Raw genomic sequence first — 24,662 nt, 5'->3', positions numbered from 1 at the left:
GATAAATTGGCGGCTCGTCATACCAGCAAGGCTTTCAGCGATGAACATCGTGATTCTGGCTGCCGGCATGGGCAAGCGCATGCGCTCCGCCCTGCCGAAAGTGCTTCATCCATTGGCGGGCAAACCGCTGCTCGCGCACGTCATCGATACGGCGCGCACGCTGTCGCCGACGCGGCTCGTCGTCGTCGTCGGACATGGCGCGGACAAGGTTCGCGAGGCCGTCGGCGCGCCGGACGTCCAGTTCGCTCTGCAGGACAAACAACTCGGCACGGGACACGCCGTGCAGCAGGCGCTGCCGCTGCTCGATCCATCGGTTCCGACGCTCGTGCTGTACGGCGACGTGCCGCTCACGCGTGCGAGCACGCTCGAACGTCTGATCGCCGCCGCGGGCGCGGAGCGCTACGGCGTCCTGACCGTGAACGTGGACGATCCGACGGGCTACGGGCGCATCGTGCGCGACGCCGCGGGCAAGGTGAAGAAGATCGTCGAGCAAAAGGATGCGAGCGAGGAAGAACGGCGCATCGCGGAAATCAATACGGGCATCGTCATCACGCCGACGCGCACGCTCGAATCGTGGCTCGCGTCGCTGAAGAACAACAACGCGCAGGGCGAGTTCTATCTGACGGACGTCGTCGAGCGCGCGATCGAAGCGGGCGTCGAAGTCGTCACCGCGCAGCCGGACGCCGAATGGGAAACGCTCGGCGTGAACAGCAAGATCCAGCTCGCGGAGCTGGAGCGCATCCATCAGCGCAACGTCGCGAACGCGCTGCTCGATGCGGGCGTGACGCTGATGGACCCGGCGCGCATCGACGTGCGCGGCACGCTCGAATGCGGCGCGGATGTGTCGATCGACGTGAACTGCGTCTTCGAAGGACGCGTGACGCTCGCCGACAACGTGACGATCGGCCCGAACTGCGTGATCCGCGACGCGACCATCGGCGCGGGCACGCGAATCGATGCGTACACGCACATCGAAGGCGGCAAGACGGGCGCGAACGTCGTGCTCGGTCCGTACGCGCGGCTGCGTCCGGGCGCGACGCTCGGCGATGAAGCGCATGTCGGCAACTTCGTCGAAGTGAAGAACGCGGTGTTCGGGCGCGGCTCGAAGGCGAACCATCTCAGCTATATCGGCGATTCGGATGTCGGCGCGCGCGTGAACATCGGCGCGGGCACCATCACCTGTAATTACGACGGCGCGAACAAGCATCGCACGGTGATCGAGGACGACGTGTTCGTCGGCTCGGATACGCAACTGGTCGCGCCGGTGCGCGTGGGCCGCGGCGTGACGATCGCGGCCGGCACGACAGTATGGAAGGACGTTGGCGAAGGCGAGCTGGTGCTCAATGAGAAGTCGCAAGTGAGCAAGACGGGCTACGTGCGCCCGGTCAAGAAGAAGTCGTAAGGCTGTACGTCAGATTCAGCCCAACGCGCGCGACGCATCGTGCATCGCGCTTTCGAATGCAAGTCTCAGAGGAAGAACGTCCATGTGCGGAATTGTCGGCGCGGTAGCGCAACGTAACATCGTCTCGGTGCTGGTCGAAGGTCTGCGCCGGCTCGAATATCGCGGCTACGACTCGTGCGGCGTGGCCGTTCTGAGCAACGGCGAGCCGCGCCGCGCGCGCAGCGTCGCGCGCGTATCCGATCTCGACGCGCAAGTGCGCGAGACGAACCTCGGCGGCATGACCGGCATCGCGCACACGCGCTGGGCCACGCACGGCGCGCCCGTCACCGACAACGCGCATCCGATCTTCTCGCGCGATACCGTCGCGCTCGTGCACAACGGCATCATCGAGAACTACGAGTCGCTGCGCGAAATGCTGAAGGGCAAGGGCTACGAGTTCGTGTCGCAGACCGACACGGAAGTCATCGCGCATCTGATTCACAGCATGTATCGCGGCGATCTCTTTCAAACCGTGCGCGAGGCCGTGAAGCAACTGCACGGCGCGTATGCGATCGCGGTGATGCACCGGAATCAGCCGCATACGGTCGTCGGCGCGCGTCAGGGTTCGCCGCTCGTCGTCGGCGTGGGCGAGGGCGAAAACTTCCTGGCTTCCGATGCGCTCGCGCTCGCCGGCAGCACGGACCGCTTCGCGTTCCTCGAAGAAGGCGATGTTGTCGAGATCGGTCTCGAAGGCGTGAAGATCGTCGATCGCGAAGGTGTACCCGCCGAGCGCGAAGTGCGCGTGGTGACGGCGTACGGCGGCGCGGTCGAGCTCGGGCCGTATCGCCATTTCATGCAAAAGGAAATCTTCGAGCAGCCGCGCGCGATCACCGACACGATTCCGCAAGCCGACGAGTTCAGCCCGAGCCTCTTCGGTGAAGCGGCGCGCGACGCGTTCTCGCAGGTCGACAGCATTCTCATTCTCGCGTGCGGCACGAGCTACTACTCGGGCGTGACGGCGAAATACTGGCTCGAATCGATCGCGAAGATTCCGACGCAGGTCGAGATCGCGAGCGAATATCGTTATCGCGAATCGGTGCCGAATCCAAAGGCGCTGGTCGTCGTGATTTCGCAATCGGGCGAAACCGCCGACACGCTCGCCGCGCTCAAGCACGCGCAGTCGCTCGGCCACAAGCACACGCTCGCCGTGTGCAACGTCGCGACGAGCGCGATGGTGCGCCAGACCGAACTCGCATTCCTGACGCACGCGGGCACCGAAATCGGCGTGGCATCGACGAAGGCGTTCACGACGCAGCTCGTCGGTCTCTTCGTGCTCGCGGTGACGCTCGCGAAGATGCGCGGTCACGTCGACGCGAAGCGCGAAGCGGCGTACTTCACGCAACTGCGCCACTTGCCGGCTGCGCTGAACAGCGTGCTCGCGCTGGAGCCGCAGATCATCGCGTGGTCGGAAGAGTTCGCGCGCAAGGAGAATGCGCTGTTCCTCGGCCGCGGCCTGCATTATCCGATCGCACTCGAAGGCGCGTTGAAGCTCAAGGAAATTTCGTACATCCACGCTGAAGCGTATCCGGCGGGCGAGCTGAAGCACGGGCCGCTCGCGCTCGTCACCGAGGCGATGCCGGTCGTGACCGTCGCGCCGAACGACGCGCTGCTCGAAAAGCTGAAGTCGAACATGCAGGAAGTGCGCGCGCGCGGCGGCGAACTGTACGTGTTCGCGGATGCGGATACGCGCATCGTCAGCGAGGACGGCATCCATGTGATCCGCATGCCGGAGCATTACGGCGCGTTGTCGCCGATCCTGCACGTCGTGCCGCTGCAGTTGCTCGCGTATCACACGGCGTGTGCGCGCGGGACGGATGTCGACAAGCCGCGCAATCTGGCTAAGTCGGTGACGGTGGAATAAGGTCGGTTGATCGGCTGAAAAAGAATAAAGAGGTCCGCGCATGTCGCGGACCTTTTTCATTTTCACGCGCCGATCACCCATCCGCCGATCGCGGTCAGCGCCACGACGATCACCGGAGACACGCGCCCCACGACGAGCAAACCGAACGCGGCCAACGCCAGCGCGACATCCGCACGCGAATGCACGGCGCTCGTCCAGACCGGGTCGTACAGCGCCGCGCCGAGAATGCCGACGACCGCCGCGTTCACGCCGCCCATCGCGCGCTGTATCGCGTCCCGCTGACGCAACGTCTCCCAGAACGGCAGTGCGCCGAGCACGAGCAGAAACGCGGGCAGGAACATGGCGACGAGCATCGCGAAACCGCCGATCCATCCGCCGAGCGGCGCGGGCATCACCGCGCCCAGAAACGCGGCGAAGGTAAAGAGCGGCCCCGGCACGGCTTGGGCCGCGCCATATCCGGCGAGAAAAACATCGTCGGGCACCCATCCGTTCGGCACGACGCTCGCCTGAAGCAGCGGCAACACGACGTGCCCGCCGCCGAAAACGAGCGAGCCCGACCGGTAAAACACCGACGCCATCGCGAGCCAGTTCGCGCCGGTCCAACCGGCGACGCCCGGCAGCAAAGCGAGCAGCACGAAAAAAACCGCGAGCAGCATCGCGCCCTGCGTTCTGCCGATGCCATATCGCCGATGCTTCGCCGACGCCAGATGCGTCAGCGTCAACATCCGCCAGCCGATGATTCCGCCGAACGCGATGGCGCCCAATTGCCCGGCGGCCGACGGCACGGTCAGCGCGATCAACGCGGCGGCCACGGCGATGCCGGCCCGCAACCGGTCCGGACACAGCGACGTCTTCATGCCCCACACCGCTTGCGCGACGATGGCGACCGCCGCGAGCTTGAGACCGTGCACGATCCCGGAGTGAATCAGCTGCGCCGAGTGCGCCAGGCCGAGGCCGAAGAGAATCAGCGCAATCGCGGACGGCAACGTGAAGCCGGTCCATGCCGCCAGCGCGCCGATCCATCCTGCGCGCGCGAAGCCGATCGCGATTCCGACCTGGCTGCTCGCCGGCCCGGGAAGGAACTGACATAGCGCGACGAGATCGGTGAAGCTCGTGTCGTCGAGCCATTTCCGGCGTTCGACGAATTCAGCGCGAAAGTAGCCGATGTGCGCGACCGGTCCGCCGAACGATGTCAGGCCGAGTTTGAGAAACGTCGCGAACACTTCGAACGGCGTTCCGCGCGCGGACTTCGGTTCATGCAAAGCCATCGTCCTGTGGACAACCTTGTTGGCACATCGTCGCGTTAACTGTTGGCGCTTTCTGAACAACTCGACGTCCGTCGAAACGACGCGAAAGTTGTCCCGAGTTCAGGCCGAAACCACGCCCGCCATACCGGAGTTGTCGGCGCGGTAAACCTCTGACGTAAAAAGCGCATTGCCAGTTATCCACCGATTTGCGGGGAGCTTGTTAACTACTACCACGTATACATACGAACTCTTTCGTTTACTCAGACAACGTGGCGGCACTGCCCAAAACATCGGCGCTCATTCAGGCGGCAACGCCATGCGCGTGTCTCAACCGTTCGCGGCTGTTGCTCAGATGCATGCGCATCGCGGCGCGGGCATCGTCCGGGTCCTGACGCACGATCGCCTGATAGATCGCCTTGTGCTCGCTCAGCACACAGCGCAGACGTTCGATCTGATCCAGCTCCGCGATTTCGGCCTTGCCCAGCCGCGTGCGCGGACTGACGCCGCGTCCCATCTGACTAAGCACGTCGTGGAAATAGCGATTCCCGCTCGCCCGCGCGATCTGCAAGTGAAACTCGACGTCGTGTTGCAGCACGTCCGTACTTCCGTTCGAGAGTTGCTCCTCGAAGCGCTTGAGCGCGGCGGCGATCTGCTTCAGATGCGCGTCGGTGCGCCTGCCGGCGGCGAGCGCGGCGGCGGCGCCTTCGAGATCGATGCGAAATTCGATGATCGCCATGATGTCGAGCAGGTTCGACAGGTCGGCATCCGCGAGACGCACGGATTCGCGTTCCTCGGGCGAGCGGATGAACGTGCCGACGCCGTGCCGCGTTTCCACGACGTTCGCCGCCTGCAAGCGCGACACCGCCTCGCGCACCACGGACCGGCTCACCGACAGTTGCTTCATCAGCGCGGCTTCGGTCGGGATCTTGTCGCCGGGACGGAGAACGCCGCGTTCGATATCCTCGATCAGGGTTGCGACGACTTTATCGGTGAGACTGGCCATGGTGATTCGCTGCTGATGGATATTGTTCTGGGAAGCGCGGCGTTTACGCCCGTTGTCGGACGTCTTGGCTTCGCTTAGGATCGGTCGACGCGCATGGCGCGATAAGCCTCGCGCGTGGGGACGTCCGACGACGCATCTTCCTGCGTGGGGAACGCTTCGTCAATTCGACGCGGCCCGCATGTCCTGCAAATTGATATAAGACATCGTATAAGTAGAATTAGACGATTCTTAGCAGAAATCTCTTAAATTAAAGGAATGCAGGGTTTACGCCGCTGTCGTTTTCCCGCGTTTCCACAGTACCCTGTGTTAAGACGTCCGATAACTATGTGAGTTCGGACTTGCCGCTTTCCAATCAGATCGCCGTCGTCACAGGGAGGCATCATGCCGTCTTCGTCACCATATCAACCGCTGCCCAATACATTCCGAACGTCGCTGCGCGAGCGCAAGCGGCTGATCGGATGCTGGATGTCGCTGGCGAGTCCGATCGTCACCGAACTCGTCGGCGTGGTCGGATTCGACTGGATGCTGCTCGACGCCGAGCACGCGCCGAACGACGCGCTCACGCTCATCCCGCAATTGATGGCGCTGAAAGACAGCCCGAGCGCGCCTGTCGTGCGCCCGCAGGCCAACGATCCCGTCGCGATCAAGAAGCTGCTCGACGGCGGTGTCGTCAATTTCCTGATTCCGTTCGTCGACAGCGCCGCCGATGCCGAGCGCGCCGTCGCCGCGACGCGTTATCCTCCTCAGGGCATCCGCGGCGTGTCGGTCGGGCATCGCGGCAATCGCTACGGCACGGTTCCGAACTACTTCCAGGTCGCGAACGACAATATCAGCGTCGCGGTGCAGATCGAGAGCCGCGCGGCGGTCGAAGCGATCGACGAGATCATCGCGGTCGAAGGCGTCGACGCGCTGTTCGTCGGACCGTCGGATCTCGCGGCATCGTACGGTCACATCGGCCAAGCGAACCATCCGGACGTGCAGGCGGTCATCGCACATGTGTTCGAGCGCGCGCACGCGGCCGGCAAGCCGAGCGGCATTCTCGCGCCCGTGCAGGAAGACGCCGAGCGCTATCTGGCAATGGGCAGCACATTCGTCGCCGTGTGCGCGGATCTGGGGATGCTCAGAAACGCGGCGCAGGGCGTGCGCAAACATTTCATCCCGGACTGAGCGTCGCGCTCGACAAACCGGCATCGAAAATCGACATCAAGGAGCGATACATGCAAAAGGCAGGCTTCATCGGACTGGGCATCATGGGCAATCCCATGGCGGCCAATCTTCTCAAGGGCGGCGTCCAGCTCGCGGCATTCACGCGCAGCGGCGTGCCCGCCGATCTGACCGGCGCGGGCGCCACGGCCTGTGATTCGCCCGCGGCCGTCGCGGAGCAGGCCGACGTCATCTTCATCATGGTGCCGGACACGCCGGACGTCGAACGCGTGCTGTTCGGCGAGAACGGCGTCGCGAGCAAGCTGAAGAGCGGTCAGATCGTCGTCGACATGAGCTCGATTTCGCCGATCGCCACGCGCGAATTCGCGGCGAAAGTGCGCGAGAAGGGCGCGGATTATCTCGACGCGCCCGTCTCCGGCGGCGAAGTCGGCGCGAAGGCCGCGTCGCTGACGATCATGGTCGGCGGCGCGCAAGCCACGTTCGACAAGGTCAAGCCGCTTTTCGACCTGATGGGCAAGAACATCTCGCTGATCGGCGAAGTCGGCGCGGGACAGGTCTGCAAGGTCGCGAATCAGGTGATCGTCGCGGCGACCATCGAGGCGGTCGGCGAAGCGCTGCTGCTCGCATCGAAGGCCGGCGTCGATGCCGAAAAGGTTCGCACCGCGCTGATGGGCGGCTTCGCGTCGTCGCGCATTCTCGAAGTGCACGGCGAGCGCATGACGAAGCGCACGTTCAATCCGGGCTTCCGTATCGAGCTGCATCAGAAGGATTTGAATCTGGCGCTCGCGACGGCGCAATCGCTCGGCGTCGCGCTGCCGAACACGTCGACGTGCATGCAGTTGTTCAATGCGTGCGCCGCGCACGGCGGCAAGGCGTGGGATCACTCGGGCATGGTCCGCGCGCTCGAGATCATGGCGAATCACGAGATCGGGCAGGACAAGAAGTAAGCGTCAGCCTTTCCCGTCTTCGTTGAACACTGCCGGCCTCGCGCCGGCAGTGTCGTTTTCGCAACCGGTTTCGTGCTTCTGCAGTTGTCAGACGTCCTAGTTTAAAGGGCCAGCGTCCGAAGATGCGCTCCGTGTCCATCGGCGCGTAAGCCATACACGACAAGCCTAGAGCCGAGAAAGGGTAAACACGTGATTGGCCCCGAAAGCATCTCGCCATACAATGTCATCAGACAACGTACCACGAGACGCGATCCGGAGACATCCCTTGAACACGATTCCCGCCACGCCAGCCGCCGATCTGCTCGAATCGGCCAGCGCCAAGGTCAAGCGCCATGTCCTGCCCTTGTTCCTCATCATGTTCATCGCGAACTACATCGATCGCGTGAACGTCGGTTTCGTGAGCTCGCATTTGCAGACCGATCTCGGCATCGGCGCGGCGGCGTACGGTCTCGGCAGCGGTCTGTTTTTCATCGGCTATGCGCTGTTCGAAGTGCCGTCCAACGTGCTGATGCAGAAGTACGGCGCGCGCGCGTGGCTCACGCGCATCATGGGTACGTGGGGCGTCGTCGCGGCGATGATGGCCTTCGTGCAGAACGAAACGTCGTTCTACGTGCTGCGCTTTCTCCTGGGCGTCGCGGAAGCGGGATTCTTTCCGGGCGTCATCTATTACTTCACGCAATGGCTGCCGCAGAAGGAACGCGGCAAGGCGATCGCGATTTTCCTCGGCGGCTCGGCGTTCGCATCGATTCTGTCCGGCCCGATCACGGGCGGTCTGCTGTCGATTCGCGGTCTCGGCCTGCACGGCTGGCAGTGGATGTTTCTGATCGAAGGCGGGTTCTCCGTCATCCTGTGCGGCGTGAGCTGGATGCTGCTGAAATCGCGCATCAGCGATGCTCACTGGCTTTCCGTCGACGAGCAACGCGCGCTGCAAAACGCGATCGCATCCGAACAGGCGGAACGCGAAGCGGCCACCGGCGGCCACATTCCCGCGATCAAGCTGCTGAAAGATCCGCAGATCGTGCTGTTCTGCTTCATGTATTTCGCGATTCAGCTCACGATTTACGCCGCGACCTTCTGGCTGCCGACGATCATCCGCAAGATGGGCGGCCTCACCGATTTCCAGGTCGGCCTCTACAACACGATTCCGTGGATGATCGCGATCGTCGCGATGTACTGCTTCGCGCTGCTCTCCGCGCGCTGGCGCTTCCAGCAGGCGTGGGTCGCCGTGGCGCTCGTGATCGCGGCATGTGGCCTGTTCGCATCGACGACCGGCAACGCGGTGCTGTCGTTCGTCGCCATCTGCTTCTCCGCGATCGGCTTCAAGGCGGCGTCGTCGCTGTTCTGGCCGATTCCGCAAGGCTATCTCGATGCGCGCGTCGCGGCTGGCGTGCTCGCGCTCATCAACTCGGTCGGCAATCTCGGCGGTTTCTTCGCGCCTGCGACCTTCGGCTATCTTCAACAACATACGGGCTCGGTGTCGGGCGGCTTGTACGGCCTCGGCGTCGCATCGCTGATCGCGGCGGTCGCGGTCTTCTTCACGCGCAACCGCCGCTCGGATCGCACGCCGGACGGCCACGTCGCGCATCAAGGCGCGCACTGAAACCCGCTTCAACCTCTCTGGGAAGGATCACGCTCATGTCCACGAACACTCCGAAAGTCACCGAATTGCGCGTCGTGCCGGTCGCGGGCCGCGACAGCATGCTCATGAACCTGTCCGGCGCGCACGGTCCGTTCTTCACGCGCAATCTCGTGATCCTGACGGACAGCGCGGGCAACACGGGCGTCGGCGAAGTGCCGGGCGGCGAGAACATCCGCCAGACGATCGACGATGCGCGCTCGCTCGTCGTCGGGCAATCGGTCGGCAATCTGCATGCGGTGCTGAATCAGGTCCGCACGAAGTTCGCCGATCGCGACGCGGGCGGCCGCGGCCTGCAAACCTTCGATCTGCGCACGACGATCCACGCCGTCACCGCGCTCGAAGCCGCGCTGCTCGACCTGCTCGGCAAGCATCTCGGCGTGCCCGTCGCGGCCTTGCTCGGCGAAGGCCAGCAGCGCGATGAAGTGGAAATGCTCGGCTATCTGTTCTACATCGGCGATCGCCACAAGACGGATCTGCCGTATGCGTCCGGCGCGGACGGCAAGGACGATTGGGACCGCGTGCGTACCGAAGTCGCGCTGACGCCTGAGGCGGTCGTGCGGCTGGCCGAAGCGGCACAAGCGCGCTATGGCTTCAACGATTTCAAGCTGAAGGGCGGCGTGCTCGCGGGCGATGCGGAAATCGAAGCCGTCACGGCGCTCGCCGAGCGTTTTCCGGATGCGCGCGTGACGCTCGATCCGAACGGCGCGTGGTCATTGGCCGAAGCGATCCGCCTGTGCCGCGACAAGCACGACGTGCTCGCCTACGCGGAAGATCCGTGCGGCGCGGAAAACGGCTATTCCGGCCGCGAAGTGATGGCGGAATTCCGCCGCGCGACCGGCCTGCCGACGGCGACGAACATGATCGCGACGGACTGGCGTCAGATGGGTCATGCGATCCAGTTGCAATCGGTCGACATTCCGCTCGCCGATCCGCATTTCTGGACGATGCAAGGCTCGGTGCGCGTCGCGCAGATGTGCAACGACTGGGGCCTGACGTGGGGCTCGCATTCGAATAATCACTTCGACGTGTCGCTCGCGATGTTCACGCACGTCGCCGCTGCCGCGCCGGGCAAGATCACCGCTATCGACACGCACTGGATCTGGCAGGACGGCCAGCGTTTGACGCGCGATCCGCTCCAGATCGTCGGCGGGAAAGTGAAGGTGCCGGAAGCGCCGGGCCTGGGCGTCGAACTGGATATGGACGAAGTCGAGAGGGCGCACGAACTGTACAAGCAGCATGGACTCGGCGCGCGCGACGACGGCGTCGCGATGCAATATCTGATTCCGAACTGGAAGTTCGACAACAAGAAGCCGTGTCTCGTCCGCTAGAGGTTCTTTAGCCTTTCAGACGTTCGATGAGCGCGATCGCCGCCGCGGGATTGCGCTCCTTGAATCCGCTGATGACGTAGAGAAACACATCGCGCGATGCGGCTTTCGGCGCAGCCTTGCCGAAGGTCTGCAAGTCGTCCGGCGAGCCGCCCGACGACCACGTCTTCGCGCGCTCGGCCCAGCGATCGAGCGCCGCTTTCGCATAGCCCTTCGCCTGCTTGTCGGTCGTGCCCATGATGCGCGCATAGACGAACGGCGCGGTGATATCCGCGATTTGCGGATACTTCGAATCCCCCGCGATGACCACCGCGACGCGATACTTCCGCGCGAGCGCAACGAAGGCCGCATCGCAAAAGCTCTCGTGCCGAACTTCGACCGCGTGACGAATCGCGCGGCCTTCCACTTTCGCGGGCAGCAGTTCGAGAAAGCGTTCGAAGTCCTCCGGATCGAACGTCTTGGTCGGCGCGAATTGCCAGTTGATCGGGCCGAGCTTGTCCTTCAGTTCGAGCACGCCGCTGCCGAAGAATCGCTCGATGGTATCGCCCGCTTCGGCGAGCACCCGGCGATTCGTCGCGTAGCGCGGCGCCTTCAGCGAGAACACGAAGTCGTCGGGCGTTTCGTCGCGCCACTTGATGAACGTCGCGGGCTTTTGCGCGCCGTAGAACGTGCCGTTCACTTCGATGGACGTCAGCGCACGGCTCGCGTATTCGAGTTCGCGCTTTTGCGGCAGATCGTCCGGATAGAACGTGCCGCGCCACGGCTCGAACGTCCATCCGCCGACGCCGACGCGAATGCGCGCGGTCTTGCTTTTCGAGGTGGCCATCGCGCGCTTACTTCCGGCCGGCATCGAGCGAACCGTCCGGCTCGCGCGTCTCGGTCACGACTTGGTTGAAGCCTTCGTCGAAGAGAGGTGCGGGAGATTCGTCGCAGTGCATGCTGGCCATTCCGTGGATAAGGGAAGCGGGTCCGTTCTCACCGAACGGACGCGCCGGGTCATGCACCTATGCTGGCGCAGTCTAAAAAATTCACTGGCCGAAGAAGATATTGCATTGCGGCCCGCGCGTGCAGGGCTTGGAGGCCGGACTGTCCATCGTGCCCATCGTGGTTGCGCCGGCCGCGCCGCGTGTCATCGGCGAGCCGCCGTAGGACGTGTCGGTCGACTGGCCCTGCATGGCGCTTTGCGCGGGCGCGCCGGGATCGGTCCAGGTGTCGGCGGTGGCCTGTCCCGGAACCTGCGCGGTGCGGTAGTAGGACTGCTGAGCCGATGCGAGACCGGCAGTGGCGAGTAACGAGGCGGCGAGCGCCGCCATGGCGATACGTGATTTCATGTCGACTCCTTGATCGAAAGGCGCGTTCGCGTGTACGCCGCGCAACGCTGTTCGCTGATTCGAATCGTTGATCCGCACGGAACGTGCCACGAGTGCTGCATGTGCCATGCATGGCGCTGGCGAGCGGATATTGGCGCCGGTTCCCGGCGAGGCTGCCGCGGCGGGTTTCCCGGACTTGTTCGAATGTGATGCAGACGGAGCGCCGGTGCGCTTGCCGGCGAATGGGACCCGCGGGTCCGCAGAAGACGCATGCCGCGCTGCACTCTTCGTTATAGGCCGTCGCTCCGCGATTGAACAGGGCAATTGAACGCGCATGGCGCTCGCGGTCGCGTGCGTGACGCGAAGCTGTCGATCGCGCCATCGCCTAGAATGCGATGGCTAATCCACGAACGCAGGGACATCGCCGCCATGACCGTCACCATCTATCACAACCCGAAGTGCGGGACTTCGCGCAACACGCTCGCACTGATCCGCAACGCGGGCATCGAGCCGGCGGTGATCGAGTATCTGACGCATCCTCCGAGCCGCGAGACGCTCGTTGCGCTGATCGCGCGCGCGGGACTGTCGGTGCGCGAAGCGCTGCGCGAGAAGGGCACGCCATACGCCGAACTCGGCCTCGACGATCCGAGCCTCAGCGACGAACAACTCATCGACGCGATGCTCGCGCATCCGATTCTCATCAACCGTCCGTTCGTCGATACGCCGAAGGGCGCGCGGCTGTGCCGGCCATCGGAGCTCGTGCTCGATATCCTGCCCGAAGCGCAGAAGGGGCCGTTCACGAAGGAAGACGGCGAAGTCGTCATCGACGGTTCCGGCAAGCGTGTGCGCTAGGACACCTTCGTTTTCGCTGACCGTTACCTGACGTTACCTTTCTGGCAAACCCGTTGCACCTGTATCCGTCATCGCTTTCTAGACTGCACTGACTCACACGGCACTCGGTGCAAGGAGAAAGCGGCATGAAGAAGAAACTTCTTGGTACGGCGATCGGGCTGGCGGGGCTCGCGGCACTTGCGATATCGGCATCGGCGAACGCGCACGTCGATGTGGCGGTGGGCGTGGGCGTGCCGGTCTACACGCAGCCCGTGTACGCGCAGCCCGCGGTGCCGGTCGGCTATTACGGATATGGATACGGCGATCGCGACGAACGCTGGCGCGAGCGCGAATGGCGTCGTCACGAATGGCGCGAGCGCCGCTGGCATCACGAGATGCGCCGCGAGCAACGCTGGCGCGAGCGTCATGAATGGTAAAAGCGCGCGGGAATCCGCGTTCGAACGCGGCGCGCCGAAAGGCTGCGCCGCGTTTTTACATGCGTCATGCGACGCCATGACGCGGGTCGACCTGTTCAAGGCACGCCGATTCGAGCCGTAAACACGTCGGTGTTGTCGGATACTCGTGCTCTTTCGCCGCGAATCCCTTTTAGCGAATCTTTTCGTCGCACCGCGCGTGCGGCGTCGTTTGCTCAAAGCACGAGCGATATCCCGTCCACTTTCAGCGATGTTCAGTCCCGTCAGCATTCTCGTCGTCACGGCGCTGTCGAGCATCCTCTCGATACTGGTGCTGATTTCGCTGCTCTCGCACGCGATTGCGGGCGTGCCGCGCTGGCTTGGGGCGAACGTCATCGCAATCGTTTCGCTCTTGCTTTTCGCCGTGCAGAACGTGGCGCCGGCGTGGCTCGGCATCGTCGTCGCGAATCAGTTGCTCGCCGCGACGGTCCTGCTCATCTACGAAGGCTGCAACGATTTCTTCGACGTTCGCATGCGTCCCGCGCAGCGCTGGGCCGGCTGGATCATGTGGCTCGGCGTGATGGCGGGCATCGTCTACTTCACGTATGTGACGCCGGATGTGAATGCGCGCGTGGTGATCGTGTCGGCGTTTCATGCCGCGTGCGATTTCGCGATCGCCGGACGCGTGCTGATCGAGCGTCCGAGGGAACGGCCGCGCTATAACTACTTGTTCGTCGCCGGCGCGGCGGCGCTCGGCGCGCTCGGCCATACGGTGCGCGGCGCGATCTACGTCGTGGAGCCGCCCGCGCAGACATCGCTGCTGCAGCCCGGCGTGATGCAGATCACGTTTCTCGCGCTCGGCATTCTCGTGCTGCCGTCGCTGTGCATCGGCCTCGTGATGATGGCGCACGACCGTCTCGCGCAGCGGCTCGAACGGCTTGCGCGCTTCGACGATCTCACCGGCGCGCTTTCGCGCAAGGCATTGCTGGCCGGCGCGGGCGAGCGTCTCGCGCGGGCGCGGCAGGAAGGCGAGCGCGAGTTCGTCGCGGTCATCGACATCGATCACTTCAAGAGCGTGAACGACCGCTACGGTCACGCGGCGGGCGACGAAGTCTTGCGCCATTTCGCGTCGATCGTGCGTGCGCGCATTCGCGAAGACGATGCGTTCGGGCGTATCGGCGGCGAGGAGTTTTGTCTTTTCTGCACGGCGGCGCGCATCGACGATGTCACCGCGCTCGTCGAGCGGCTGCGCAAGACCGTCGAGGCGACGCCGTGCGCCGCGCCCGGCGGCCTGCTGCATTACACCTTCAGCGCGGGCATCGCGATGTGGGACGGGCGCGAGCCGCTCGCATCGCTGATGGCGCGCGCCGACGGCCTGCTCTATGCCGCGAAGGTCGCGGGCCGCAATCGCGTGAAAGCGCCCGCCGCCGACGCGTTCGCCTAAGCCTCTTCGACGTCCGCGTATTTCTGGCGTTCGTCTTCCGGCTTGCTCATCCAGCGACGCAACAGACGCTTCTCGACGACGCGCCCGATCGTGAGCAGCGCGATCATCAGGATCATCGCGATGAACGCGAGGCTCCAGACGCCCAGTCCGCAGACGATGCCCACCGCCGCCGTCACCCAGATCGACGCCGCCGTCGTGAGCCCGCGCACGCGATTCTCGCGCGGATTCTGCAGGATCACGCCCGCGCCGAGAAAGCCGACGCCCGTCACGATGCCCTGCACGGCGCGCGACACGTCAGCGTCGTTGGAGAGCGTCATCGAGAAACCTTGCGCGCACATCGTCGCGATGCACGCGCCGAGCGACACGAGCCCGAGCGTCTTCATGCCGGTCGGCTTGCCGTGCAGATCGCGATCGATGCCGATGATGCAGCCGATCAGCATCGCGGCCAGCATGCGCAACACGGCGTCGGCGAGAATGGGATAGGGAAGCATCGCGTGTGAAAAGGTAATCGTAAGCCGGGCCATCTTCGCATGCGGCGCCGGCGCGCGCGCAATTTTGGCGCGCTAACGTGCCGGTTCTGCTTTATATCGAACGCAAAACGGGGAGACGAAGTGACTCAGATGCCGAAATTCACGATGGTCGATGCCGCGCCGACGCCCGTCGGCCCTTTCTCGCACGCAGCCGAAGCCGACGGCTGGGTGTTCCTCACCGGTCAGATGCCGACCGATCCGAACGACGACGGCGCGCCGTTGCCCGAAGGCGTCGCCGCGCAGACGCGCCGCGTGATGGACAACCTGATTCTCGTGCTGAACGGCGTCGGGCTGACGCTCGACAATGTGGTCAGCGTGCGTATCTTTCTGACCGAGTTCAAGCGCGACTACGACGCGATGAACGCGGTGTATCGCTCGTACTTTCTGCCGAAGCCGCTGCCGGCGCGAACGTGCATCGGCGTGACGGGGCTTGCGCGCGATGCGCTCGTGGAGATCGATTTCGTCGCGAAACGTCCTTGAGCGCGATTACTTCCGTTTCGACGCATCGACCCAGCGGAAAGTGAGATTGATGCGCTCGCCGCGCGCCCCCGGCTCTTTCGGCACGCGATGCACCCATTCGCGCTGCGTGCGCCCGCGCATCACGAGCAGGCTGCCGTGTGTGAGCGCGAGCGTGTGCGTCGCGTGCGTGCGCGCGTGACGAAACTCGAAGGTGCGCGTCGCGCCGAGACTCACCGATGCGATCACCGGCTCGGGCCCGAGTTCGCGTTCCTTGTCGGCATGCCATCCCATGCTGTCGAGGCCGCTGCGATAGCGGTTGAGCAGCACGCTGTTGAAGCGCGCATCGCAGGCGGCCTCGGCGCGCTCGCGAAGTTGCGCGACGGCGGGCGTCCACGGCTGCGGCACATTGCGGATGCCGGAATAGACATAGACCGCGTCCGGTTCGCCTTGCCACGCGGTCAGGCGCGGCAGCGGCACGCGGCCGCCCGGCGTGGTCATCGTGTCCTGCTGCCAGGCGACTTCCGCGATCAGGGCGCCCATCAGATCGGAAGCCGCGTCGGCGTCGATCCAGTCCGGATGCCACGCGATGTCGGGCTTGGGAATGTCGTCGAAGAGATCGAACATGACTGTGGTGCGAGACGGCGGCGGAAGGAACGTTCACGATAGCAGAGCCGCCGGGCGGCGTGATTGCGGAGTCGTTTTCAGCCTGGAAGGGTCAGTTCGGCCTCTTATCTGCCCGCAGCCGTACATCGCCGCCATAACCGGACCACCCCCCAAGAGACCAGTCCGGCCACGATCGCATCGATGGCGAGCATCGACGCGATGTAGAGAAACTCGTAGTCCTGCACCTTCAGCATCCTGGCAACGCCGATCAGGATTTGCTGCTGATCTGCGGGTATTGGCAGCGGATAGGTGTGGACGTACCGCACCGCAAGCCGAAACAGACCGAGGAACAGAAGCATTACGAGCACTACGCTAAGGACACGTTTTCCCAATTGTCGTTACCTCGATCCAACCGTAAGCCTCGATGCGGCCCGCTCTGACGGAGATCTTCGGCGTGTGCAGCAGCGCATGCCGCAGCCTCTGAAAGTCCGCCCAACTCTCGAGTGTGATGCAGCCAAGCGAAATACCTGCGCCGCCGCGAGGGTGCAACCGGAAGTTGCCGCGGCGAACGCCATTGATCCACGTCCAGTCATCGACGGAGCCGTCATCCCGGTACAGCGCGAACCACTCACCGTGATTGCTTGGACTGTTTCGCACCCAATCATTCCATAGGTCTTTCATCCAGGCCTGCGCTTGCGAGGCCACGCCTCCGGTAGGCCGTGCGACGATCCAATACTTTCCTTCGGGTATCGGCCCTGCATCGGGCACCGCCGTGCAGCCGCCCCGGTTCTTGTATATGCCGTCCCCCGAGAATGCCTGGAAAACGCCGACTCCGAGCACCGTTAACGTCGCCCGCGACGTATTGTCGGCGACAAATTTGCCTTGGAGTGGCATGGCAGCACGCTTGTCATTTTGTGGAACCCACACAATGGAGTAAGACGGGCCGACCGGGAAATACGGTTTTTCTGAACTCAGAGTGCTTTCTTGCAGGGGTATCCAACGGATGCGCCGGCATGTTGGGCAACCCGCTGTGCTACATTGCCCCAATCATCTCAATAACGTCGTGCGAGGGTCGGAACATCCGCTTTGGCCTTTTCGTGCGACGACGGCAACGGGGAACTGCATGAACACCACCGCCCAAGCAAGCGGCGGCACGGTGCCGGGCCGCCGCATCCTGCTCGTCGACGACAGCGTCGATGCGGCGCTTGCCATGTCGATGCTGCTCGAAGCGCTCGGCCATGAAGTCCGCACCGAGCATGACGGCCCGCGCGCGCTCGCATCGCTCGACGATTTCAAACCGGATGTTGTCGTGCTCGATATCGGATTGCCGGGCATGAGCGGCTTCGACGTCGCGCGCGAAATGAGAAAGCGCGACGCGACCCGAAGCGCGCTGCTGCTTGCATTGACCGGCTGGGGCAGCGATGCCGATCGTCGCAGCGCGCTCGACGCGGGCTTCGATCATCATCTGACGAAGCCCGTCACCATCGCCGATCTGGAAGCGCTGCTCACGAAGCCCTGAGCGCGCTCACTCCACACGCAGCCGCGCCATGTACGGAAGGTGATCGGACAGCCACGCGGTGTCCTGCGTCGGCACGAGCCATTCGACCGGCTTCAGGCCGCGCACGAACATCTTGTCGAGCGCGAGCGCCGGTGAGAAAGCCGGAAACGTGCGGCCCGATTCGCCGAGCATCGTCGCGACTTCGCTCATGCCGAGTTCGCCGAAAAGCGGCACGGAGTCGTTGCGCCAGTCGTTGAAATCGCCCGCCAGCATGAGCGGACCTTCCGGCGCTTCCTTCGCGATCCAGTGCGCGATCCAGTTCATCTGACGCAGCCGCGCCTGCCGCGTCAACGCGAGATGCGCGCACAGCAATGTGATGGCCTGACCGGCGAAGGTCGCGCGCGCGACCAGCAATCCGCGCTTTTCGAAACGATGCGCGGAGATGTCCCAGCGCCCGGAAAGATCGAGCGGATGCGGCGAGAGAATCGCATTGCCATGCCGCCACGACGGCTTGAACACGTTCGGTCCGAGCGCGATCTGCAATTCGAGCGCGGTGGCGATCTCGGTCGCCTGGCAATGCCAGACATCGTCGAGCGGCGCGTCGAACGGCTTGCCGAAGCCGCTTGCGAGCACGGGCTGCGGCATGCGCCGCGCCATCGCTTCCTGAAGAAAATAGACGTCGGCGTTGGTGGTCTGAACCCACCGTTGCATCGCGGTCCACGCGCGCAGGCCGAGGGGCGAGCGGCCCTTGTGCAGATTCCAGCTGACCGCCGTGAAATCCGGCGTGGCCGAATGAGCGGACGGGCCTGGCGGAAGATGTTCTGGGTTTCGCATGCGTTCTTTGTCTCGAGCGGCGGCCTCTTGAGTCTATGTCACCGCGGTTGTCATTGCGCCGCCGCCGGCGACCCCAGGCTCGCGCGTACCCGGTAGGCGAGCGACGGATTGCTGTCGATGAGCTGCCACTGCGCCCATTCGCCTGGCTTGAGCGCCAAGCCCGGATGCGATCCGCTCACCTGACGCGGCACCGGCGGCAGCTTGCAGCCCGAGGGCGATGCGCGCGAGCTGTCGTCCTGCAAGGTTTCCTGCGCGTCGATGGCGAGCGTGATGTCGTCGGCGTTCGCGCGCGTCGGCGAAATGGTGATGGTGCGTTGCAGATCGATGTCGCCGGCAGGCTGATCCGCGCAGCCGACGCGATTCTGCACCTTGTTGTGATGCGTGTCGGTGCGCGCCTGTCCGACGTTCGTCGTGCCGGAAAACGAGTCGATCTGTTGTCCGTCGCGCACGACCTGCAACTCCCAGGTCACCGGTTGCGATGGCGCGGTCTGCGCCTGCGCGTTAAGCGCGGCAAGACCGGCGCCTGTCATGAGCGCGGCATTCAGAAAGACGGTGCGTATCGTTTTATGCATTGAAAGCGACTCCTGCGCGCGGACTGTTCGGTTGGCGGCGCGGCTGGCGCGTCGCTGGATCGGGTTCTCCGGCGAATTCGTTGTGACACGGCGGCGCAGGTACGGTTCAGCCAGACCGCGCAACACACAATTGTGGACGAACGAAACGAATCTCAACCTGGCCTGACGCGAAGCAGATTTCGAACCCGCTCGCCGCGTCGTCCGACGATGATACTCGCACGCTTTGCGCGCATCGCGATTAGCAGCACACGCGTTCGACTGCTCGCTTGCGTGCGGTTTTGGCGTCGATACACTGGACTCGTCGACCATAAAAATTGACGGGGTGTGACATGACGACGGCCGTGGTCAAACAGGAACTCGCAGTGGCATCGTTCAGCAAGGTCTACAGTCTCGACGATGTGGAGTCCGCGCTCAACGATCTCTCCGAAGGCGCGAACGACGCCTTGCGCGCCACTTACGAAAAAATGCTCAAAGTGGGTAATCTGCGTTTCTGCGTGAAGCCGAACCGCATGCCGTCGGTGGACGATCTCGCCGCCGACCTGCCGAATTTCGAGGAGCCGCTCGCCGATATCCGCAAGCAGATCGCGCTGTGCCTCGAAACCGACGATCGCCTCGAACTCATGCCGATGCTGCTGCTCGGCGAGCCGGGCATCGGCAAGACGCACTTCGCGAAGCAGCTCGCGCGGCTGCTCGGCACGTCGAATCACTATGTCGCGATGAGCTCGCTGACGGCGGGCTGGATCCTGTCGGGGGCGTCGTCGCAATGGCGCAATGCGAAGCCCGGCAAGGTGTTCGATGCGCTCGTGAACGGCAGCTACGCGAATCCCGTCATGACCGTCGACGAAATCGACAAGGCCACCGGCGACGCGCAATACGATCCGCTCGGCGCGCTCTATGCGCTGCTGGAGCATGACACGGCGCAGACTTTCGTCGACGAATTCGCCGAAGTGCCGATCAACGCGGGCAACGTCGTGTGGATCGCGACGGCCAACGACGCGCGCGCGATTCCCGAGCCCCTGATGAATCGCATGAACGTCTACGAAATTCCGCCGCCCGATCGCGACGGCGCGCGGCGCATCGCGCAGTCGATTTACGCCGAAATCCGCAATGCTCATTCGTGGGGCGCGCGTTTTCCGGAAACACTCGGCGACGCGCCGCTCGACGCGCTCACGCAGGCGTCGCCGCGCGGCATGCGGCGCGCGATGCTGAACGCGTTCGGCAACGCGCGTATCGACGGACGGCATCACGTCGAAGCGCGCGACATTCAGATCGACCGCAACTTGCGCAAAAAAGCGATCGGCTTCTGAAAGCGCGCCGTTCGCGAAATTGCCGAAAAGGCCGCCAAAACCTGTCGTTTTTGACATCTGGCGGCCAGATTCTTGCCTTTTTCTGAATTGCACCGGAAAACGATCTAATCGGCGTGCATTTGTTGTGTAACGCGCAATAGTCCCGAACGTAAAATAGTTGGGACAAATCTGCCGCGGAAGAAGACATGGATCGGATCGATTGCGTAGTAATCGGGGCGGGCGTCGTCGGACTGGCGATCGCCCGCGCGCTGGCCAAGCGTGGCCGCGAAGTCATCGTGCTGGAGGCGGGCGAGGGCATCGGCATCGGCACGAGCTCGCGCAACAGCGAAGTCGTTCACGCAGGCATCTACTATCCGCGCGGATCGCTGAAGGCCGAACTGTGCGTGCGCGGGCGCGACATGCTCTACGCGTTCTGTCAGGAGCACGGCGTGCCGCATCGGCAATGCGGCAAGCTGCTCGTCGCGACGGCGCGCAATCAGGTGCCGCAACTCGCGGCGCTGGAACAGAAGGGCATCGAGAATCGCGTGAAGGGACTCGTGCGCATCAGCGGCGCACAGGCGGCCGAGATGGAGCCGCAACTTCAATGCGTCGAGGCGGTGTGGTCGCCGCTGACGGGCATCGTCGACAGTCATCAGTACATGCTCGCGCTGCAGGGCGAGGCGGAGAATCACGGCGCGAATATCGTGTTCCATACGCCGGTCACGTCGATCGATGCGCGCGAAGGCTGCTTCATCGTCGAGACGGGTGGCGAGTCGCCGGCGCGCTTTCGGGCGTCGTTTCTCATCAACAGTGCGGGCTTGCATGCGAACGAGATAGCGCGGCGCATTCGCGGACTGGACGATCGTCACGTGCCGCCGCTCTACTTCGCGAAGGGCAACTACTTCAGCGTGAGCGGACGCGCGCCGTTCGAGCGGCTCATTTATCCGATGCCGAACGAAGCCGGCCTCGGCGTGCATCTGACGATCGATCTCGGCGGGCAGGCGAAGTTCGGTCCGGACGTCGAATGGGTGCAGGCGCTCAATTACGACGTCGATCCGCGTCGCGCCGATTCCTTCTACGCCGCGATCCGCGCGTATTGGCCGGGTCTGCCCGACGACGCGCTTCAACCCGCGTACGCGGGCATCCGTCCGAAGCTGTCCGGTCCGGGCCAGGCGGCGGCGGATTTCGTGATCCAGGGCAAATCGGCGCACGGCGTGCCGGGACTCGTGAACCTCTTCGGCATCGAATCGCCGGGATTGACGGCATCGCTCGCGATCGCCGAACGCGTCGCCGACATGGCGCGCTGACTGTCATGCGACTTTCCGCCATGCCTTATCTCTAACATTTGGCGTCGTCGACTCGCTTTCAGGTTGCTATGCTCGGGTATCGCCGTCGCCAAGAACGGCGCTATCCCCCAATACAACATGGAGTGAGTCACCATGAAGACATCACGTCGCACGTTTCTCATTACCAGCGTGGGCGTCGCATCGACGTTCGCGCTCGGCTCGAAAGCGGCCTTCGCCGCCGACGCCCCGAAAGTCGCTGAAAGCGATCCCACCGCGCAGGCACTCGGCTACAAGGAAGACGCGAGCAAGGTCGACAAGGCCAAGTTCGGGAAGTACGCCGCCGGGCAGGACTGCGGCAACTGTCAGTTCTATCAGGGCAAGCCGACGGACGCCTACGCGCCGTGCCCGATGTTCAGCAACAAGCAGGTCGCGGCGAAGGGCTGGTGCAGCGCCTATGTGAAAAAGGCATAAGCGCGGCTCGCGCCCGAGCCGAAGCGCGCCCGGCCGAAAGGCACGGCGCGCTTTTCTTCGTTCGCAATTAGCTTGATCGGGAGAAAAACCGTCTTTACACTCGCCAAGGAAAAAAGAGCCGCGCGTTCGCATCTTTAAAGCGCGGACACCCACTGACCTTGGGGGATCGCATGCCAGGAAGAGCATTGAACGCGCGCGCCGTGATGGCGGCGGTCATCGGCAACGCGCTGGAGTGGTACGACTTCACCGTGTTCGGCTTCATGACGGTCGTCATCGCCCGCTTGTTCTTTCCGAGCAGCAGCGATTATTCGTCGATTCTTCTGACCACCGCGACCTTCGGCGTCGCGTTCGTGATGCGTCCCGTGGGCGGCATCGTTCTCGGCCTGTATGCGGATCGCGCGGGGCGCAAGGCGGCGCTGACGCTCGTCATCGGACTGATGACGCTCGGCATTCTCCTGCTCGCGATAGCCCCGCCTTACTCGGCGATCGGCATCGGCGCGCCGCTCGTCATCGTGTTCGCGCGGCTGCTGCAGGGATTTTCCGCTGGCGGCGAGTTCGGCAGTTCGACCGCGCTGCTGATCGAAGCGGCGCCGTTTTCGAAGCGCGGCTTCTACGGCAGTTTCCAGATGGCGAGCCAGGCGGCGTCGCTCCTGCTCGGCGCGATGGTCGGCTCGGCGATTTCGCGCGGACTGTCGCCCGAAGCGCTCGATTCATGGGGATGGCGCGTGCCGTTCATCTTCGGTCTCGTGATCGGGCCGGTCGGGCTGTACATTCGCCGCAACATGGCCGACACCGAAGCGTTCCTGCACGCGAAGAAAACCGCGCGCCGCGCGACGCTCGGCGAAGTGTTCAGCACGCATGGCCGCGAGGTGCTGTGCGGGCTCGGCTCGGTGATCGCGTTGACGGTGAGCGTGTACGTGCTGATCGCCTATCTGCCGACGTTCGCCGTCAAGCAATTGAAGCTGCCGTTCGGTCAGTCGTTCACGGCGTTGATCGTCGGCAATCTTCTGCTGACGGTGCTGTCGCCGGTCACGGGCGCGTGGTCGGATCGCATCGGGCGCAAAGGGCTGTCGCTGTGGTCGCTCGCGATCACGCTCGTCATCATCTATCCGCTTTTCGCGTGGCTCGCGGCGGAACCGAGCGTGATGCGGCTCGTTGTCGTGCAGGCGCTGCTGTCGATCGCGCTGTCGGGATACTACGGGCCGTTCGGCGCGCTGATCGCGGAGCTATTTCCGGCGCACGTGCGCTCGACAGGGCTTTCCCTCGCGTACAACATCGCGGTGATGATCTTCGGCGGCTTCGGACAGTTCATCGTGACGTGGCTCATCCGCGTGACCGAATCGCAACTCGCACCCACGTTCTATGTGATGGGCGGGCTCGTGCTCTCGCTGATCGCGGTGGCGTGCATCCCGGCGACGCGCCATGCGGATGTCGACGAAGCGCGCGACCTCACGCGTTAGGCGCAAGCCGACTACACGGCCGGGCGCGCGCAGGCGATTCTTCCTAACCCGTTCGGACAGGTGGCATGGGGCGAACGTTGGCGGTCATAATCTGCCCATCGTCGTGCAAATGGGAGGGCGGAAAATGGTTAGGACCGTTGAATTAATCGAGCGTAAGTATGAAGCGGCGCGGGCAGCGGGGCGGTTGTCGAGCGAATGGGGCGAGATGCCGTTGCTGGATTCGGAGAAGCTCGTCGTGGTTCCGAAGGACAGGCTGGCGCTGTACATTGCGCGGCTTCAAGAGGTCGAAAACGAGCTTTGCCGGCGGACAGTCGACGAGACGTTCGAGTTGATGGAGGCGCAGGGTGTCAGTTTTCTTACGCCGGCAGATCTCGAGGAGGAGGAAGCGTCGCAAGGTGGGAAGCCTCTGCGAGCGCGGCGCATACGTAGGACGCGGGCGCCGAAATCGTCGTTTCTCAATATGTTTCGCAACGTGTTCGCGAAACGAACGAAGCAGGCCGGACGATGGGGCGCGGCGTGAAGTTCTTGATGCCGGGCTGGTGTGATTATCACCAGTGGCGCAGTTCGGATGCGAAGACCTTCGAGAAGCTGACGAGCCTGATCGATGAGTGCTGCCGCAGCCCGTTCAAGGGAACGGGCAAGCCGGAACCGCTCAGGCACGACAAAGCGTAGTCGCCGCGCATCGTTCGCTGCCGCGGCCACCACGGCGACAACCAGCGCTTACCGCTCCAGGCCCGCCTTCGCCAGCAACTCGGCCAGCACTTCCGTCATCCCGCCTTCATGCGCTTCGGCGCGTTCCTTCAACTGCTTGACGAGCTTTTCATCGAGCTTGCACGCGAACGGCACGAGCCCCTTCGCCTGATCGAGCTTGCGCTGTTCACGCCGATCGAGCTTCTGCGCATCCGCTGCGCCCACGCGTGCCCGGCCGCCCTGCTTGAGGTCGTTGGCGAGTTTGAATGCCTTGTTCTGTTCCAGTTCGAATTTGTTCACGCGATGCTCCGATGCGACGATTGATTGCAAGTCCGACATTGTACGGAA

Annotated in this window: 28 protein-coding genes; 17 read left to right on the top strand and 11 right to left on the bottom strand. The window is 63.9% G+C overall.

Annotation, left to right across the window (positions count from 1 at the left end; translation table 11 throughout):
* Positions 1-40: 40 nt before the first annotated feature.
* Both glmU and glmS read left to right on the top strand, forming a co-directional pair.
* On the top strand, positions 41-1,402 hold the full coding sequence (gene glmU / locus NCT05_RS17220; protein ID WP_250502773.1) for a bifunctional UDP-N-acetylglucosamine diphosphorylase/glucosamine-1-phosphate N-acetyltransferase GlmU: 1,362 nt from the start codon (positions 41-43) through the stop codon (positions 1,400-1,402).
* Between the two features lie 82 nt (positions 1,403-1,484).
* Positions 1,485-3,302 carry a glutamine--fructose-6-phosphate transaminase (isomerizing) gene (gene glmS / locus NCT05_RS17215; protein ID WP_034473249.1) on the top strand — a complete coding sequence of 606 codons (1,818 nt, stop codon included), beginning with the start codon at positions 1,485-1,487 and terminating at the stop codon, positions 3,300-3,302.
* Positions 3,303-3,364: 62 nt separating this feature from the next.
* Here the strand turns inward: glmS and chrA are convergent, their stop codons facing one another.
* Both chrA and NCT05_RS17205 read right to left on the bottom strand, forming a co-directional pair.
* Positions 3,365-4,570 (bottom strand): chromate efflux transporter, encoded by a 1,206-nt coding sequence (chrA, locus tag NCT05_RS17210; RefSeq protein WP_250502772.1) that lies wholly within the window; start codon positions 4,568-4,570, stop codon positions 3,365-3,367.
* 280 nt (positions 4,571-4,850) lie between these two features.
* Positions 4,851-5,552 (bottom strand): FadR/GntR family transcriptional regulator, encoded by a 702-nt coding sequence (locus tag NCT05_RS17205; RefSeq protein WP_250460280.1) that lies wholly within the window; start codon positions 5,550-5,552, stop codon positions 4,851-4,853.
* Between the two features lie 381 nt (positions 5,553-5,933).
* Here NCT05_RS17205 and garL point away from each other — a divergent pair, with 381 nt between their 5' ends.
* From garL to gudD, 4 genes are all read left to right on the top strand, one after another.
* Positions 5,934-6,719 carry a 2-dehydro-3-deoxyglucarate aldolase gene (garL, locus tag NCT05_RS17200; protein WP_175979608.1) on the top strand — a complete coding sequence of 262 codons (786 nt, stop codon included), beginning with the start codon at positions 5,934-5,936 and terminating at the stop codon, positions 6,717-6,719.
* Entirely contained in the window at positions 6,653-7,663 is a 1,011-nt protein-coding gene (locus NCT05_RS17195; protein ID WP_268811673.1) for a 2-hydroxy-3-oxopropionate reductase, read from the top strand. Before garL ends, NCT05_RS17195 begins: the two co-directional genes overlap by 67 nt.
* Before the next feature lie 265 nt (positions 7,664-7,928).
* The gene (locus NCT05_RS17190; protein WP_008352655.1) at positions 7,929-9,263 is read left to right on the top strand and encodes an MFS transporter; all 1,335 of its coding nucleotides are present in this window, start codon (positions 7,929-7,931) and stop codon (positions 9,261-9,263) included.
* Positions 9,264-9,298: 35 nt separating this feature from the next.
* Complete coding sequence (gene gudD / locus NCT05_RS17185; protein ID WP_008352656.1) at positions 9,299-10,630, top strand: glucarate dehydratase; 1,332 nt, start codon at positions 9,299-9,301, stop codon at positions 10,628-10,630.
* 7 nt (positions 10,631-10,637) lie between these two features.
* On the opposite strand, the gene NCT05_RS17180 is transcribed toward gudD, so the two are convergent.
* Entirely contained in the window at positions 10,638-11,453 is an 816-nt protein-coding gene (locus NCT05_RS17180) for a DUF72 domain-containing protein (protein WP_250435298.1), read from the bottom strand.
* Positions 11,454-11,655: 202 nt separating this feature from the next.
* Positions 11,656-11,958: a hypothetical protein gene (locus tag NCT05_RS17175; RefSeq protein WP_144403794.1), complete on the bottom strand. Its 303-nt coding sequence runs from the start codon at positions 11,956-11,958 to the stop codon at positions 11,656-11,658.
* A gap of 408 nt (positions 11,959-12,366) precedes the next feature.
* On the opposite strand from NCT05_RS17175, the gene arsC reads away from it, so the two are divergent.
* The 3 genes from arsC (at position 12,367) to NCT05_RS17160 (ending at position 14,625) form a co-directional block, all read left to right on the top strand.
* A complete protein-coding gene (gene arsC, locus NCT05_RS17170; RefSeq protein WP_008352660.1) occupies positions 12,367-12,789 on the top strand; it encodes an arsenate reductase (glutaredoxin) in 423 nt (140 codons plus the stop codon).
* A 125-nt stretch (positions 12,790-12,914) separates the two neighbouring features.
* Positions 12,915-13,205, top strand: a complete 291-nt coding sequence (locus tag NCT05_RS17165; RefSeq protein ID WP_008352663.1) for a hypothetical protein — start codon at positions 12,915-12,917, stop codon at positions 13,203-13,205.
* Positions 13,206-13,452: 247 nt separating this feature from the next.
* Complete coding sequence (locus NCT05_RS17160) at positions 13,453-14,625, top strand: GGDEF domain-containing protein (RefSeq protein WP_250435294.1); 1,173 nt, start codon at positions 13,453-13,455, stop codon at positions 14,623-14,625.
* Here the strand turns inward: NCT05_RS17160 and NCT05_RS17155 are convergent.
* The gene (locus NCT05_RS17155) at positions 14,622-15,116 is read right to left on the bottom strand and encodes an MgtC/SapB family protein (protein ID WP_051996639.1); all 495 of its coding nucleotides are present in this window, start codon (positions 15,114-15,116) and stop codon (positions 14,622-14,624) included. The genes NCT05_RS17160 and NCT05_RS17155 overlap by 4 nt on opposite strands.
* 129 nt (positions 15,117-15,245) lie before the next feature.
* On the opposite strand from NCT05_RS17155, the gene NCT05_RS17150 reads away from it, so the two are divergent.
* Entirely contained in the window at positions 15,246-15,635 is a 390-nt protein-coding gene (locus NCT05_RS17150) for a RidA family protein (protein WP_008352667.1), read from the top strand.
* A gap of 6 nt (positions 15,636-15,641) precedes the next feature.
* On the opposite strand, the gene NCT05_RS17145 is transcribed toward NCT05_RS17150, so the two are convergent.
* The 3 genes from NCT05_RS17145 to NCT05_RS17135 all read right to left on the bottom strand — a co-directional run bounded on the left by NCT05_RS17145 (position 15,642) and on the right by NCT05_RS17135 (position 17,111).
* Positions 15,642-16,238, bottom strand: a complete 597-nt coding sequence (locus tag NCT05_RS17145) for an alpha-ketoglutarate-dependent dioxygenase AlkB family protein (RefSeq protein ID WP_175979604.1) — start codon at positions 16,236-16,238, stop codon at positions 15,642-15,644.
* A 104-nt stretch (positions 16,239-16,342) separates the two neighbouring features.
* A complete protein-coding gene (locus NCT05_RS17140) occupies positions 16,343-16,576 on the bottom strand; it encodes a hypothetical protein (protein WP_175979603.1) in 234 nt (77 codons plus the stop codon).
* Positions 16,577-16,589: 13 nt separating this feature from the next.
* Positions 16,590-17,111 (bottom strand): DUF2778 domain-containing protein, encoded by a 522-nt coding sequence (locus NCT05_RS17135; protein WP_175979602.1) that lies wholly within the window; start codon positions 17,109-17,111, stop codon positions 16,590-16,592.
* A 229-nt stretch (positions 17,112-17,340) separates the two neighbouring features.
* On the opposite strand from NCT05_RS17135, the gene NCT05_RS17130 reads away from it, so the two are divergent.
* Positions 17,341-17,736: a response regulator gene (locus NCT05_RS17130; RefSeq protein ID WP_008352671.1), complete on the top strand. Its 396-nt coding sequence runs from the start codon at positions 17,341-17,343 to the stop codon at positions 17,734-17,736.
* A 6-nt stretch (positions 17,737-17,742) separates the two neighbouring features.
* On the opposite strand, the gene NCT05_RS17125 is transcribed toward NCT05_RS17130, so the two are convergent.
* Together NCT05_RS17125 and NCT05_RS17120 are read right to left on the bottom strand one after the other, a co-directional pair.
* Positions 17,743-18,549, bottom strand: a complete 807-nt coding sequence (locus NCT05_RS17125; RefSeq protein WP_008352672.1) for an endonuclease/exonuclease/phosphatase family protein — start codon at positions 18,547-18,549, stop codon at positions 17,743-17,745.
* A gap of 50 nt (positions 18,550-18,599) precedes the next feature.
* Positions 18,600-19,121 (bottom strand): hypothetical protein, encoded by a 522-nt coding sequence (locus NCT05_RS17120; RefSeq protein WP_008352673.1) that lies wholly within the window; start codon positions 19,119-19,121, stop codon positions 18,600-18,602.
* 329 nt (positions 19,122-19,450) lie between these two features.
* Here NCT05_RS17120 and NCT05_RS17115 point away from each other — a divergent pair, with 329 nt between their 5' ends.
* From NCT05_RS17115 to NCT05_RS17090, 6 genes are all read left to right on the top strand, one after another.
* Entirely contained in the window at positions 19,451-20,428 is a 978-nt protein-coding gene (locus NCT05_RS17115; RefSeq protein ID WP_008352674.1) for an AAA family ATPase, read from the top strand.
* Positions 20,429-20,613: 185 nt separating this feature from the next.
* A complete protein-coding gene (locus tag NCT05_RS17110) occupies positions 20,614-21,714 on the top strand; it encodes an NAD(P)/FAD-dependent oxidoreductase (RefSeq protein ID WP_250478900.1) in 1,101 nt (366 codons plus the stop codon).
* Positions 21,715-21,846: 132 nt separating this feature from the next.
* Entirely contained in the window at positions 21,847-22,164 is a 318-nt protein-coding gene (locus NCT05_RS17105; RefSeq protein WP_250502771.1) for a high-potential iron-sulfur protein, read from the top strand.
* Between the two features lie 170 nt (positions 22,165-22,334).
* Complete coding sequence (locus tag NCT05_RS17100) at positions 22,335-23,624, top strand: MFS transporter (RefSeq protein ID WP_175979600.1); 1,290 nt, start codon at positions 22,335-22,337, stop codon at positions 23,622-23,624.
* A gap of 124 nt (positions 23,625-23,748) precedes the next feature.
* Entirely contained in the window at positions 23,749-24,144 is a 396-nt protein-coding gene (locus tag NCT05_RS17095; protein ID WP_250502770.1) for a hypothetical protein, read from the top strand.
* On the top strand, positions 24,141-24,296 hold the full coding sequence (locus tag NCT05_RS17090) for a type II toxin-antitoxin system YoeB family toxin (protein ID WP_250502769.1): 156 nt from the start codon (positions 24,141-24,143) through the stop codon (positions 24,294-24,296). The genes NCT05_RS17095 and NCT05_RS17090 overlap by 4 nt, the downstream gene beginning before the upstream one ends.
* Positions 24,297-24,344: 48 nt before the next feature.
* On the opposite strand, the gene NCT05_RS17085 is transcribed toward NCT05_RS17090, so the two are convergent.
* Positions 24,345-24,653, bottom strand: a complete 309-nt coding sequence (locus NCT05_RS17085) for a hypothetical protein (protein ID WP_175979598.1) — start codon at positions 24,651-24,653, stop codon at positions 24,345-24,347.
* Positions 24,654-24,662 lie beyond the last annotated feature (9 nt).

This window comes from Caballeronia sp. AZ7_KS35, from assembly GCF_023631045.1.
Classification (GTDB): domain Bacteria; phylum Pseudomonadota; class Gammaproteobacteria; order Burkholderiales; family Burkholderiaceae; genus Caballeronia; species Caballeronia zhejiangensis.
This window is presented reverse-complemented; position numbering and strand designations above follow the sequence as displayed.

Excerpts from the sequence above, each read along its gene's own strand:
- glmU (WP_250502773.1), top strand. The coding sequence starts at position 41 with ATGAACATCGTGATTCTGGCTGCCGGCATGGGCAAGCGCATGCGCTCC.
- glmS (WP_034473249.1), top strand. The coding sequence starts at position 1,485 with ATGTGCGGAATTGTCGGCGCGGTAGCGCAACGTAACATCGTCTCGGTG.
- chrA (WP_250502772.1), bottom strand. The coding sequence starts at position 4,570 with ATGGCTTTGCATGAACCGAAGTCCGCGCGCGGAACGCCGTTCGAAGTG.
- NCT05_RS17205 (WP_250460280.1), bottom strand. The coding sequence starts at position 5,552 with ATGGCCAGTCTCACCGATAAAGTCGTCGCAACCCTGATCGAGGATATC.
- garL (WP_175979608.1), top strand. The coding sequence starts at position 5,934 with ATGCCGTCTTCGTCACCATATCAACCGCTGCCCAATACATTCCGAACG.
- gudD (WP_008352656.1), top strand. The coding sequence starts at position 9,299 with ATGTCCACGAACACTCCGAAAGTCACCGAATTGCGCGTCGTGCCGGTC.
- NCT05_RS17180 (WP_250435298.1), bottom strand. The coding sequence starts at position 11,453 with ATGGCCACCTCGAAAAGCAAGACCGCGCGCATTCGCGTCGGCGTCGGC.
- NCT05_RS17175 (WP_144403794.1), bottom strand. The coding sequence starts at position 11,958 with ATGAAATCACGTATCGCCATGGCGGCGCTCGCCGCCTCGTTACTCGCC.
- arsC (WP_008352660.1), top strand. The coding sequence starts at position 12,367 with ATGACCGTCACCATCTATCACAACCCGAAGTGCGGGACTTCGCGCAAC.
- NCT05_RS17165 (WP_008352663.1), top strand. The coding sequence starts at position 12,915 with ATGAAGAAGAAACTTCTTGGTACGGCGATCGGGCTGGCGGGGCTCGCG.
- NCT05_RS17160 (WP_250435294.1), top strand. The coding sequence starts at position 13,453 with ATGTTCAGTCCCGTCAGCATTCTCGTCGTCACGGCGCTGTCGAGCATC.
- NCT05_RS17155 (WP_051996639.1), bottom strand. The coding sequence starts at position 15,116 with ATGCTTCCCTATCCCATTCTCGCCGACGCCGTGTTGCGCATGCTGGCC.
- NCT05_RS17150 (WP_008352667.1), top strand. The coding sequence starts at position 15,246 with ATGCCGAAATTCACGATGGTCGATGCCGCGCCGACGCCCGTCGGCCCT.
- NCT05_RS17145 (WP_175979604.1), bottom strand. The coding sequence starts at position 16,238 with ATGTTCGATCTCTTCGACGACATTCCCAAGCCCGACATCGCGTGGCAT.
- NCT05_RS17140 (WP_175979603.1), bottom strand. The coding sequence starts at position 16,576 with ATGCTTCTGTTCCTCGGTCTGTTTCGGCTTGCGGTGCGGTACGTCCAC.
- NCT05_RS17135 (WP_175979602.1), bottom strand. The coding sequence starts at position 17,111 with ATGCCACTCCAAGGCAAATTTGTCGCCGACAATACGTCGCGGGCGACG.
- NCT05_RS17130 (WP_008352671.1), top strand. The coding sequence starts at position 17,341 with ATGAACACCACCGCCCAAGCAAGCGGCGGCACGGTGCCGGGCCGCCGC.
- NCT05_RS17125 (WP_008352672.1), bottom strand. The coding sequence starts at position 18,549 with ATGCGAAACCCAGAACATCTTCCGCCAGGCCCGTCCGCTCATTCGGCC.
- NCT05_RS17120 (WP_008352673.1), bottom strand. The coding sequence starts at position 19,121 with ATGCATAAAACGATACGCACCGTCTTTCTGAATGCCGCGCTCATGACA.
- NCT05_RS17115 (WP_008352674.1), top strand. The coding sequence starts at position 19,451 with ATGACGACGGCCGTGGTCAAACAGGAACTCGCAGTGGCATCGTTCAGC.
- NCT05_RS17110 (WP_250478900.1), top strand. The coding sequence starts at position 20,614 with ATGGATCGGATCGATTGCGTAGTAATCGGGGCGGGCGTCGTCGGACTG.
- NCT05_RS17105 (WP_250502771.1), top strand. The coding sequence starts at position 21,847 with ATGAAGACATCACGTCGCACGTTTCTCATTACCAGCGTGGGCGTCGCA.
- NCT05_RS17100 (WP_175979600.1), top strand. The coding sequence starts at position 22,335 with ATGCCAGGAAGAGCATTGAACGCGCGCGCCGTGATGGCGGCGGTCATC.
- NCT05_RS17095 (WP_250502770.1), top strand. The coding sequence starts at position 23,749 with ATGGTTAGGACCGTTGAATTAATCGAGCGTAAGTATGAAGCGGCGCGG.
- NCT05_RS17085 (WP_175979598.1), bottom strand. The coding sequence starts at position 24,653 with ATGTCGGACTTGCAATCAATCGTCGCATCGGAGCATCGCGTGAACAAA.